The organism is Nocardiopsis synnemataformans, from assembly GCF_965343085.1.
GTDB classification, from domain to species: domain Bacteria; phylum Actinomycetota; class Actinomycetes; order Streptosporangiales; family Streptosporangiaceae; genus Nocardiopsis; species Nocardiopsis alborubida.
The window spans coordinates 1-12,489 of sequence record NZ_CBDRFA010000040.1; the positions used below are offsets into that span (position 1 = coordinate 1).

Annotated in this window: 6 protein-coding genes; 2 read left to right on the plus strand and 4 right to left on the minus strand. The window is 68.3% G+C overall.

Features of this window, described 5'->3' with window-relative positions; translation table 11 throughout:
• Both ACSIH6_RS22350 and ACSIH6_RS22355 read left to right on the plus strand, forming a co-directional pair.
• On the plus strand, positions 1-1,181 hold a 1,181-nt coding region (locus tag ACSIH6_RS22350; RefSeq protein ID WP_435110267.1), incomplete at its 5' end, for an NsdA family TPR-like regulatory protein.
• A 6-nt stretch (positions 1,182-1,187) separates the two neighbouring features.
• The gene (locus ACSIH6_RS22355) at positions 1,188-2,051 is read left to right on the plus strand and encodes a 5-formyltetrahydrofolate cyclo-ligase (RefSeq protein ID WP_435110268.1); all 864 of its coding nucleotides are present in this window, start codon (positions 1,188-1,190) and stop codon (positions 2,049-2,051) included.
• A 51-nt stretch (positions 2,052-2,102) separates the two neighbouring features.
• Here the strand turns inward: ACSIH6_RS22355 and ACSIH6_RS22360 are convergent, their stop codons facing one another.
• From ACSIH6_RS22360 to ACSIH6_RS22375, 4 genes are read right to left on the minus strand one after another with little or no spacing between them, the layout of a single operon-like run.
• Complete coding sequence (locus ACSIH6_RS22360; RefSeq protein ID WP_435110269.1) at positions 2,103-3,644, minus strand: hypothetical protein; 1,542 nt, start codon at positions 3,642-3,644, stop codon at positions 2,103-2,105.
• 32 nt (positions 3,645-3,676) lie between these two features.
• Positions 3,677-7,153: a hypothetical protein gene (locus ACSIH6_RS22365; RefSeq protein ID WP_435110270.1), complete on the minus strand. Its 3,477-nt coding sequence runs from the start codon at positions 7,151-7,153 to the stop codon at positions 3,677-3,679.
• Positions 7,154-7,164: 11 nt separating this feature from the next.
• Positions 7,165-9,390 carry a hypothetical protein gene (locus tag ACSIH6_RS22370; protein ID WP_435110271.1) on the minus strand — a complete coding sequence of 742 codons (2,226 nt, stop codon included), beginning with the start codon at positions 9,388-9,390 and terminating at the stop codon, positions 7,165-7,167.
• Positions 9,391-9,407: 17 nt separating this feature from the next.
• Positions 9,408-12,365: a DUF6603 domain-containing protein gene (locus ACSIH6_RS22375; RefSeq protein WP_435110272.1), complete on the minus strand. Its 2,958-nt coding sequence runs from the start codon at positions 12,363-12,365 to the stop codon at positions 9,408-9,410.
• Positions 12,366-12,489: the final 124 nt, after the last annotated feature.

Here is a 12,489-nt window from a genome sequence, read left to right on the forward strand (position 1 = left end):
AGTGTATCCCGCCTGAGGTGTGGGATTTGCCCGAGATGCGGCAGGCGTGGGAAGAACGGGACGCCTCCACCGTCATCCGCTTGGTGCGGTGGAACACCGACCTTTCCCTGACGGCCCTGGTGAAGCTCACCGGACTGGCCCAGTCCACGCTCTCCGACATCGTCTCCGGCAAGACCGTCCTGAAGAACCTCGACAAGATCAACACCGCACTCGAAGGACTCAGCCTCTTCTGCCAACAGGCTCAGGAAGTTCCCAAGGAACCTCGGCTTCAACGGGTGGGCGAGACCTCCATGACTCCGTGGTCCGCTCACCGAGACGTCTTCGATATGGAGGAGTTCGCTCACGCCTTGGAGAGGCTTGAGAAGGCCTACACCACCGTCCCCTCCACGACGGTGCTCGCGCAGATCGGACCACTACATGGTCAGCTTTCTCAAATCATGTCCGCAGAGTATGAAGCTCAAAGATTGCGTGCGCGCTCTAATCTGCTTATGGGGCAAGTGCTCTGGGACGCTTCACAACGACGTGACGTCCATAGCGCCGCGGGACACTTGGACGAAGCTGCCGTCATAGCCCAGGCCATCGGAGACCACGACGTTCTCGCCCACGCTCTTCTGCGCCGCTCCTTCATCCCCCTCTACAGCCCCGCAGGGGACCCGCAACTCGCACTCGCCACAGCACGCCGAGCCATGATCACCGCACATGAGGACCGGGAACTGCGAGCCTTGGCGGCCTTGCACGTTGGCGAGGCCCACGCCCGTCTCCGCGACCACCACGACGCCGAGCAACACCTTGACCACGCTGATGCGCTGGCCCGAGAAGCCCCCGACCTTGATTCCGGTACCTGGGAAGGGCGCCGTCTACGCATCGCCGGATCGGTATACCTGGAACTCGACCAACCGTCGCGTGCCCAATCCGCCCTTGAACAGGCGGTGCACGTGCTTAGGGATCGCCCGAAGACGCGTGGGATCGCGCTGGCCAACCTCTCCTTGACACACGTCCGTCAACGCGAGGTCGAAGGCGCCACCACTGTGCTCCACCACGCTATGGATCTCTCCTGCACCACGCACGCGGGCGGAGCGACACCGCTGATCGCCTCGGTTGTCCGAGAGCTCGCTCCCTGGCGTACTGTTCCTGCCGTCGTCAACGTCCAGGACCGGTTCATCGACCTGCTGACCCGATAGGAACTCATGACCACCGACCAGACCACCGAGGCCAAGAACCGTCTGCGCCAGAAGGTATGGGACCGCCTGGACACAGCACATGCTGGCCGTACCGGCCCCGTGAGAGGGAAGATCCCGAACTTCCACGGAGCCGATCGGGCAGCCGAACACCTGGCCGCGCACCCGCGTTGGCAGAGTGCCCAGGTCGTCAAGGCCAACCCCGACAAAGCCCAGACCGAGGTCCGTCTCGCTGCCGTGCAGGACGGCAAGCTGGTATACATGGCGGTGCCGAAGATCGCCGGCACCGACCCCTTCTACCTCCTCGACCCCCACGCCCTCACCGTGCCGACCCATCTCGCTGTCACCGGCGCAGGAGCGGCTGAACACGCACCGCGCACCCGCCCGGAGAGGATGCAGCCGGTGGACGTCATCGTCTGCGGCAGCGTCGCCGTCAATCACCAAGGCGTCCGCATCGGCAAGGGTGCGGGGTACTCCGACATCGAGATGGGCCTCCTGGCCCATGCCGGACTCGTGCACGAGCACACCCTCATCGTCACCACCGTCCACACCCTCCAGGTCTTGGACGAACCCATCCCGGAGACCGGGCACGACGTGAGCGTGGACCTGATCGTCACCCCTGAGGGGATCATCACCTGTCCGCCCCGTCGCCGGCCCACTGGGATCATCTGGGAGGACTTGGAGGAGGAGAAGATCGACTCCATTCCGATCCTCCAGGAACTGCGCAAGTTCGCAGCATCCACAGGAGCCTCCGAATGCGGGTTCGAGGCCCGGCGCCAGTGGAGCCCGGTCCCTCACCGCGGTTCTGACGGGCAGGCGGGGTGTCACGCGGACCATTGGTCCGACGGCAACGCCATCGGCCAAGGGAAGTAGGCGCGCCCCCAGGTCCGCTGTCGCCCAGCGGACCGAGGGGCGGTGGGGGCCTTATTCCTTCGTTATCCTCAGCCCGCTGTACGCGTCGGAGTATTTGTCCAAAAGCCAGTAGGCCTCACGTCCGTTGCCGTTGTGATCGCCCCCGAACTTGGACGTGCAGTTGAGGTGTCCGCCGTATTCCCTGTTATAGATTCGAATGGAGTTATTGGAGCAGATCACGCTTTTTCCACTCACCGTGGCGTTGATACCGATCTCCAGCTTTCCGCCGTCGTTGTAAACGCTGTCGGTCAAGAGACGCAGCTTGTTTCGAATATCCACGGTGTCTTTGTCGGCGTGCAGGATACGGTCTCGCGACCGATCGCCTCCACTGGTGACCTTGAAATCGTCGTAGACGGTCGCGCCCTGCTTAGCGGTGATGGTTTTCTCCACCGTCGCCGTACCCTCGACCTCCACGTCCCCGGTGATCTTCGCGGGTCCAGCGACTTCCAGCTTTCCACTGTTGCTGTAGGCGCTGCTCTTCAGGAGTTGGGTTTCGACCCTGAACTGGGCGTTGGAGGTGTCCACCCAGAACATGTGGTTGCTCGCCGAGTCACTGCCCTTGGTGACCTTGAACTCTTCACGGACGACCGCGCCTCCCTTTGCGGTCAACTCTGCGGCCACCTCCACCTTGCCGCTGTCGGTGTAGCTGGAGGAGGTCAGCGTGCGGAGCTTGGATCGGACGTCCATGGTCTTGCCATCGATCCACAGGGCACGGTCCTGCTCCCTGTCGGTGCCCTTGGTGACCTTGAAGTCGTCGTAGACGGTCGCGCCGCCCTCGGCCTTCAACGCACCTTCGACAGTGAGGTTCTTGACCACCATGTCCGGCTTGAGGACGGTGACCATCACCGACCTCATGATCTCCACGTCACCGACCTTGCCTATGAGATAGAACGTCGTGGTCTGCTTGACGTCCTTGATCTCCTTGCGTTCGAGCTGAGTGACGTCCTCGGGCGGCTTGCCCCCGTACAACAGGGTGGTGGTGACCCCTTCCGACCGCTTCCAGGTCAGGACGACCTTCCCACCGTTGTCGATCTCGTAGACGTTGGCGGCGAAACCGTCGAGATAGAAGTCCTGCGGGAACTTGCCGGTGATGATGCTGAGGTTCCCCTGCCCCGTGCCCTCATAACCCTCGGTGATGCGCAGCTCCACCGCGCCGACCTCGTGGTTGACCGGGATCTCGGCGATCTGGAAGGTGAGCCCCTGGCCGGGTGCGATCTCGGTGTAGGGGGCGGTGGTGGTGAACTCGATCCGCTCACCGCTCCGGGAGGCGGTCCACCCGTTGAGGCTGATGGTGGACTCCACCCGCTCCAGGCTCAACGCCAGTTGGGCGGCCAGGTCCCCGGTGGGGATCTCCACGGTCAACTTCCTCAACCGCACCGGGTCGCGGCTGTTGTTGGAGGCCACGAACACCAACTGCGCGCGCTCGGGGTCCAGCTCACCGCCCTCCTCGGCGCCCTTGGGGGAGACCCGGATCGGGTACGGGGTCGTGTAGAGCGTGTACTCCAAGGCGGCCATGTTCTCCGGGCCGCTGCTCTGGGTCGCGATGATGGGCATACGCTGTGTCCTTGTCCGTTGTCGAGAGAGAGTCAGCTGTTCGGGCGTTGCGCGGCGACGGCGTCGTCCAGGACCAGGAACCCGGAGCGAAGGTGCGGCTTGGCCGCGGGCGGGCGTGTGGGGTCGGCCGCCTCGATCGGGTATTCCTCCCAACCCTCACCGACCGGTTCGGTCCACGACCAGGCACCGGTGACGGTCGAAGGGCGCGGCATCGACACCGCCGCCACCGGGGAACCGTTCACCTCCCGTTCGACGGTGGCGGCCAGGAGCGGGCCGGTCCGGAAGGACACCGACATGTGCTCCAACACCGGGTCCACGAACCGTCGGGGGATCTCCAGCCTCCCTACGGGCAGCACATCGGTGACCGCGTGTACGGGGGCGCGGGGGTCGATGAGCAGCATCACCTCGGCCGTGTCGTCGGGGTCCAGGCGGAGCCTGAGGCGTTCGCCGTTGCCGATGGGGCGCAGGTAGTCGGTGTCGGGTCCTTGGGGGGCGACCACCGTCTCCAGGTGCTCGTAGTCGCGGTTGAGCACGTATCCCACCAGGCCGTCGTCGGTCTGGGCGGCCTCGCCCAGGCGCACGGCCCACCGGTAACCGGTGGTGGCGGGGGCGGGCGGGTCGATGGCCTCACGCCAACCGAGGTCGGCTCGGGCCGGCCCCTCCAGCCGCATGTCCAGGCGGGCGCGGACTAGGGCCAAGGGGCGGCCGAGGAAGAAGGCGGCCCCGGCCGGGTCGGCGCCCCCGGGGTCGATCCCGGCCACCGCCTCGTCCACGGTGTCCAGCAGTGCGGCCAGTGTGTCCGGGCCCTTGCGCCGTACCGGTTCGAGTACCTCGTACAGATGGGGGTGGTCTTCACGCAGTTCGTCGAGGGTGTGCAGGTCCGAGCCGGGCAGCCTCCGCCAGGCGACCACCTGTTCCCCGCTATCGGGGTCCATGACCGTGCGCAGTTCCCCCAAGGCGTTCCCAGCCGGGTGGTAGCAGGCCAAAGAGGCGTCCAGTCGGTTGTGCAGTAGCCATCCGCACACTGGGTTGGCGGCGGGATCGAAGGCGGTCGGCTCCTCACCATCGGAGACGAGCGGTTCGAAGGAGAGCCGGGCCGGCTGGAGCAGCCGGGGGCCCAACTCCACGTACCGGTCCGCGCCAAAGTCGCCCACCGGATGGTCGGGCACCATCGAATCGGGGACGGCGTCCAGCGCGAAATGGGCAGGGTCGTCCTCGGGCACCAGGCGCACCGCTCGGCCGAACCGGTCCACGATGGTCAGGCTGGAGAACAGGATCTGTCCGGCGCGCAGATCGACGAACTCCGATTCGGGCCAGGGGTCGAACCGTCCGGGGAGCTTCCCCGGGTCGGGGGCCAGGCGCTGGCCGTCGCCGATCAGTTCGGCGATCTCGCCGGTGGGGGAGACGTGGCCTCCGGCCAGGCGCTGGGCCAGTCGGGTGGAGAAACCGTCCAGGCGTTGGGAGAGCAGATCGAGCTCTCCGGCCTCCTGACGCAGGGCCCGAATCGACGCCGGGTCGAGGTCGTCGCGGTAACGGGTGTAGGCGGCGAGCCTGCCGTCGAGGTCGGCGCCGGCGCTGGGCATCAGGTACTGCTTGCCGGCGATCTCCCTGAAGCCCTCCTCGCGCTCACCGCCCTTCCAGCGGTAGCGGACCCCGTCGAAGGTCCATCGGTCCGTCCCCTCCTCCTGGAAGGGGGTGTGGTAGTAGCGCAGGCTCCAGTGCAGGGACAGTGGTTGCCAGGCCTGCTCCCAGTCGTCGGTGCCGTACTCGGGCAGGGTGCCCTCGTGGTCGTCCAGGCCCAGGCTCTGGGCACGGGCGCGTTCGAGCACGAGGAATTCGGCGGCCAGCGACTCCAGAGCGGTGGGAAGCCCGGTCAGCTCCAGTCGATCCATCTCCTGACGCACGCCGGGCACGTCGACGCTGTTCCCGCCATCGGTGACCTTGGTGATGGCCTGGTCGGGGGTGCGGCAGGGCAGGAACCCCTCCCTGGAGAGCGGGGCGTGCAGTCGTGCCCCTTGGAGCAGGACGACCGGGTCGGCGGAGTGGTCGAAGCCCGTGTCGGGCACGCGCATCAGGACCCGGGTACCGGTGATCCCGTGTTCCTGCGCGTAGGAGCGCGCCTCCGTCTCCAGGTCCTCGTCCTCCCTGCCCCAGGGCAGGTCCTCACGACGCATACGGGCGAGCTCGGTGGCCAGTCGACGCACGGTGCCCGCGGCCCCGTCGGGGTTGTCCGGATCCAGTTGGGCGGCGATCTCGTCGGTGAACTCGCGGGGCTTGTCCTCGTAGGTGGGCATCCGCTCCATGAACCACAGGTGGTAGAGACGCTCGCGCGCGGCAGCCAGGTCACGTTCGATCCGGTCGTGCTCGGCCTGGAGCCGGTTGAGCTCGCCCACCAGGGAGTGTTCGGTGCGCAAACGCTGTTCGCGGACGGCGGCCGGTTCGGGCGGCAGCGCGGAGGGGTCGCCTCGGTCGACGATCTGCCAGGTGTAGCCGCCGGGTCCACGTCCGAAGCCGGAGCGGTGGGCGGCCCGATCCAGCAGGGTCCGTCCCTCGGGGCGATCCATTTCGTCCAGGGTGTCCAGGAGGAAGGCGCGGAACAGGTCGGCGTCCTGTTCGCTCATCGCCCCGGAGGCCTGGAGTTGCATCGCACCTTGGGCCTCGGCGGTGCTGTTGCCCACTGCCACGGCCACGTCGCGCCGATCGGGGATGGGGTCGTCGATCATCCCGGTGGGTTTCCAACCGATCCCCAGGACGGTGCCGGTGTAGAGCGACCGGCGCCGCTGTCCGGAACCCGAGGGGGCCCTCCACTCCAGGCTCTCCAACAGATCGGCGTAGTCGACGTCGTCGGAGAGGACGTCGCTGTCGGAGTCGGCGTACCATCCGGCCACGAAGTAGCTCAGTCGCTCCTCGCCCTCGACGTCCTCCAGTGGGTCGTGGATGGAGAAGACGTTCTCGTTGAAGGGCTGGTAGACGGAGAAGGCGAGCAGGCCCGGGCCGACGGCGGTGAGGAAGGGTTCGCCTTGGTCGTCGGGTTCTTTCCAAGGGGAGCCCTTGGTCAACTCCACCTTGCGGCCGATCTTGGTGGCCTCGGGGCGTGCGCTATGGGGGTCGACGAAGGAGACGGTGCCCTCCCACGCGTCCACGAAGTCGCTGTGCACCATCCAGGTCCGTACCTCGCGGGAGCCTGAACGGTAGCGGGTCACCAGCCACCGGTTGGGCACCAGGGGGAAGTCGCCGATCTCCCCGTCGGGGGTCTGGCGGCCCCGGGCGAGCGCCTCGGGCAACTGCCACTGGAGGTAGACGCCGGGCACGTCGTCGTTCTGCCACCACTGGGTGTCGTTGGAGAACGGGTCGGGGTCGGCTCCGCGCTCACCGTTGAGCACGGGGTAGTAGTTGGCGGCGGCCCGGTAGACGACGCTGGTGTCGCGCACGGTCTCGTTGACCGCCAGCGCCGCCACCTCGACGGGCACCACCAGGGTGTCGGACGCCGGGAAGCTCGTTGTGGTCATGGGGTGTCTTCCTAGTTCTGTGGGCGGGAGAAGCGCTGGATCTCGGGTGCGTTGACCATCTGGAGGGCGAACTGCGCCGGGGTCAGGGCGCCTGCGCCGACGGCCTCGGCCATGGCGGGCGCCAACGGGTCGCCGCCCTCGGTGACGGCGATGACGTCGGCGCCGAGCGCGGCGTCGGAGGGGTTGCGCAGGAAGCGGTCGAAGGCGTGCGTCTCCTGCGGGAACGGACCGAGTTCGGTGCCCACTTCCCCCTCGTTCGGGTCCAGGTTGCGCAACGCGAGCTGACCGCGGCTACTGACCCCGAAGTGCAGACCCTGCGGCGGTTCGGTGATGGCGAAGGCGTCCACCACCTCGGGGTACAGGAGCAGCACGATGTCCTCACCCACCCGTGCCCGGCGCGCCTCGCGGACCTCCTCGCCGTCACGATGAGCGGTGTAGAGGGTGTCGGGCCAGTTCGGCACCAGTTCGGAGCGGACCAGCACCGCCGACGCGGCCGTGACGGCTCCCTCCGCCGCCAACTCGTTGAGCGCGGAGTCCAGGACGTGGCCGACACCGACGCTGAGCGCCCCGTCCACGGCGGCCCGCACCCAACCGGGATCGATGTAGGCGAAGCGGACGCTTTCGGGCGGCAGGGCCCCTTCGTCGTCGCGGTCGTCGAAGGTGGGGACCACGTGGTCGAAGGGCACCTGTTCCAGTAGCCGCAGTCGGTCCAACCAGGCGGTGACCGGCTCCAACTCCTCCGACAGTACGGAGGTCAACGCCGCACGGGTCCGGCCACCGGCGACCATAGCCCGCAGGTCGGCCGTACGGGCCCGTAGCGGCGCGGTGCTCCGGGTACGGATGCGCTTTCGGCCCGAGAGCAGTGCCGGACCGGCGCCGCTGAGCGCCGCGGCCATCTCGCGTCCACCACCGGCGGTCAATAGCCGGTCGAAGGAGCGCCGTGCCCCGCCCGACCTCAGCAGAGCGGTGGTGTCGGCCACCGAGAGGTCCCCCGCTTCGGGTAGGGCGGCCAAACGGCGGGTGGCCGAGCGGGCCGCGGCCCGGTAGGCGAGCAGGTGGCGGCGGAACTCGGCGTCGGCCAGCGCCAGGGTGCGGCCCAGGGTGAAGGCGGCGGCGTAGGTGGAGTCGAAGATCCCGTACTCGGCCAGGTAGATCAGCGCGGAGCCGGCCGAGTCGAATCGGGGCGGCAGATCGTCGGGCAGTGGTCGAGCGGGGGCCGCGGTCAGCGGTCCCCGGTAGAAGGCGTAGCCGGCCTCCCCCGATTCCAGACGCTGGGGGAGCGGGGTGTAGCCGTTGGCCACGTACTCACGGGCGGTGCGTTCGGCGGCCGTGGCCCCGGAACCGTCCGGTACCCGCGACCGCAGCAGCAGATCGGGCTGTTCACCCTCGGGCAGCCCCTCGGTGGCCAGGTTGTTGACCACGTCCCCGAACCCGAGGGTGGTGCGGTCCTCCGCTTCGAAGGACCACGACCACAACGACACCAGCCGGACGTCGCCCTCCGGGGCGGTGCCGTCCAGGTAGGGCTCCCAGCCTTCCAGAGAGACCAGGTGAACGGCGTGCCGGCCTTCCGGGGCCGGGAAGCGGTTGGCGACCACCACCGAGGTCAGTTCGTCCTCGCGGGGCGGGTCGTCCTCGTATCCACTCCGGGTGTGGGTGGCGTCGGGCGGGCCGCCCTCCCGGGTGTGCGCGAGCAGCGCTGCCTCCTTCGCGCGGGGCAGTACCGCCGCCAACAGGTCTCCGGGGACCCGGACGGTGTCGCAGACCAGGTTCCATTCGTCGTCGAAGATCGTCTTGGGGTCGATCCCGGGTGGGGTGCCCTCCAGCTCTCCGTCGAGGAGCCCGCGGACGGTGCACGGTTCCACCAGCCCCAGGGCTTTGAGATCGTCGGGCAGTTCGTCCTCCCGGAAGACCAACAGCGCGGTCCACGGGATCTTGCGATCCTGGTCCGGCAGTATTCGTGCCCAGGCCAGAGCGGGCAGCTCGGTGGTGATGTGGGGGAGCAGGTGCTTGTAGTCGCCGACGGTGTCGGGGACCGGGTAGCAGGCCCGCACGTCGTCCTCGCCGAGCACGAACCGTTGGGTGCGCACGTCGAAGGGCTGCTTCGTCTGGGGCAGGTCCGAGCCGGTATCGAGGTCCTCGATGCCCTGGGTGAGGGTGATCTGATATTTGCCACCGGGGAGGGAGGGGATGCGGTGGTCGAAGAACCGGGTGCGGGTCTGTACGGGGTTCTCGGTCATGTCGAGGTGTCCTGTTCTCAGCCGGCGGGGACGAGCAGCGGCTCGCGGGTGAAGGCGACGGCGGCTTCGCATGCGTAGCCGGGCAGCTCGACGTCTCGGTCTCCCAGATCGAAGCCCAGCCCGGTCAGCGCGTCGGCGAGAGCGTCGCGCTCGCTCCTGGTGGCCGAGTCGACCGTGTCGCGGATCGTGGCGGCCGTGCCCTGGCGGTACACCGGAGCCGGTCCGTCCGGAGAGGCCTCGGGGTCCAACGGTTGCGGACCGTCCGGGACCAGAGTGGTGTGCGCCAGTGCCCTCTCGCTGATGTAGCCGGTGGTGGTGCCGTGGGTGACCGGAGGCGAGGTGAGTTCGACACCGGTGAGCCGGTCCGGGACCACCTGGTCTCCGGGTGCGGGCAGAGTGGACCCGGATCCGGGTCCGTAGAGGGCGGCGGGCATGGCGCCGCGCAGAGCGCCGTCCTCCCAGCCCGTCAGGGGCTCGGGGGAACCGTCACGTTCCAGCTCCACCCGGTGCACGCTGGTGAGACCGGATTCGTCCATGGGACGGATGCGCAGTGCCTCCGAGGAGTGCGCCGGGGCGGTGGCGTCCTTGTCCAGGTACAGATCGCGCACGGGCAGGGCCGAATCGGTGCGGAAGGTGAACCCCGCCGCCGAGACCTGCCAGGCCGGCCCCCGCTCGTCCCGGGCAGCGATGTCGTCACGCTCCTCGGACATCAGGCCGTTGCCCGCGATGATCCGCGCGGTGTGCTCCGGGGGCGGGAGCATCTCTCGAAAACCCTGCCAGTCCACCGTGGACCGGCCACTGTGCCGGCTCGCGCCGAAGTCGATGGTGAAGGAGACGAACCAGAGCTTGATCTTGGCCTTGCCGCCGGTGGGAGGCCCCCACACGTGGATGTCGGCGCCCACCTCGACCGTGATGGTGACACGGACGAACAGCAGCTTCACACTGGCCTGGACGCCGATGTAGACGCCGATGCCCACGTCGAAATGGAACGGCTTCCACTTGACCAGGGCGTCCAGCCACGCGTCCGCCCAGGCCTTGACCGGACCCGCGTGGAAACGCACCGCCAGCAGGCCGCCGGCCATCGCCGCCCCGGAGGTGAGGGCGAAGTAGGCCTGCCCGGTGATGCTCACCTGCGACCCCAGACCCCATTCCAGTCCCAGACGGGGCACTCGGGGGTAGTGCGCGGGCAGGTTCTTCTCGTAGTCCTTGTGGTAGCCGCCCACGGTGTAGACGAAGTCGCCCGCGTTGGGATGGTCACCGAACCACACCGCGAGCGCGTTGCCACCGCTGACCTTGCAGTTGGGATCCAACACGTACGAGGCGGGGGTGAGCTGGGAGCTCAACGACAGCTCGCCCTGGAGCGGCTTGAACACCGCGCTCACCGCCAGTTCGATGTTCGCGATCTTGCGTTCGCTCTCGGCGGGGAAGGACATCCCGCCCCGCCCCAGGATCGCCAACGCCAGGTCGGAACCGGCCTGGAGGACCATCACCGCCTCGCCCTTGAGCAGGTCGAAGCTGCTGAAGGCCATCCCTGCGGCGATCCACAACTCGTCCTCGGCCGGGGTGATCCACGGAGCCGCTCCACCGGTGAGGTTCTTGAGGATCTGCACCGGATCGCCCTTGGTGTCACCGATCGCCCCGGGGTCTTGGAGAGCCTGGACCAAAGGGAACCCCGGTACCTCACCGGCGTCGGCGGGCATCCGGATCCGGCTGTTCCACCCCATCCCGGCGGTGAACCCCCGAATCTGGAAGGGTGGGGGCCCGATCGCCTTGCGGGAGTTCAGCGCCCCGTAGGCGAAGAACGAGGGGTCGGTGCCCTCCTCGGGTTCGAAGAAGGCCGCGGCCCCGCTACCGGCCAGCGTCTTGGCGTCGACGGTGACCGCACCGCCGAAGACCCGCTTGTAGGCCGGGTCGTCGACGTCGCGCATGGTCAACGCGCCGGCGATCCTCAGGGGCGGCTTGCTGTAGGCGATCGAGACGATGCCGTCGGAGTAACCGGGTTTGAGACCGAGCGGGGTCACGGTACGGCCGGACATCCCGAGTCGACGTGAACCCCGGCCGCCTCGGTCCACCACCAGGAAACCCTCGATCCCGGCCACCACGTGCCGCCGGGCGCGGTTGGCCCGCAGCCAGGCTCGGGAGCGGCGTTCGGGGACGTCCTTGGGCAGAGCCCGACCCAGACCGTCACGCTGCTCGGGGTCCAGAACACGGCGCGCGCGGGCACGCAACGGCAGGGTCTCGACCGCGGCGCCCGGTTCCATGGAGGCGGACAACCAGGTGCCCTCGCTCAGCCGTTCGAGCTTCGGTGGCCGGGGGCCGCCGTCCACCGACTCCAGCCGGGCCGCGGCCTCACGTACCTCTTCCGCGGACAGGTCACGGTCGGTGTGCAGGACCTGCCAGTCGGCGTCGCCCTCGGCCACCAGCAGCCGGGCAGAGCCGTCGCGGTCGTGCACCACCGCCGTGCGACCGAGGTCGCCGGTTCCGGCCACGACGACGCCGTCCGGTCCGGGGTGCGCGGTCAGGGTGGTCGAGGGGGCCAGCGCGGCCTCCGGCAGCGCCGGGGCGTCGACGAAGCCGAGTGAGACTCCGAGGACGTGCAGTGGAACCGGATCGAGGCCTCGGGCGGTGAAGGGCTCAGAACCGTCGACCGGGGCGGTCAACTCGATGGGGAGGCCGTCCTCGGACATCAAGGTGACGGAGTGCCGTTCCCGATGGCCGTCGACCGAGGAACCCGAGGCCACGACGACCCTGGGTTCGGTGAATCCGGCGCGTACCAACGCGGCCAGGTCCTCGTCGAGTTCGTCCTCGGCCAGAGCGGCGTGGATCTTCGCCCCGGTGACGTGCTGATCATCGGCCTCGAAGACGATGTGTACGACTGTGCCCCGTTCCGGGGAGACTCCGCTGACGGACAGCCGGTCCAGGTCCACACGGGGGGTGTGGAGGCGTAGTTCGGGGGAGCCCAGAAGGGATTCCAAGCTTCGGGACGATCCGTCGAGATCGAACACCGAAGAGGGTAGTTTCACATTGTCGCGGGGGTCGTCCAGGAGAGAGCGCAACTCTCTGATTGTAAAGGGCATGACACCTCGAAGAAGACGGACG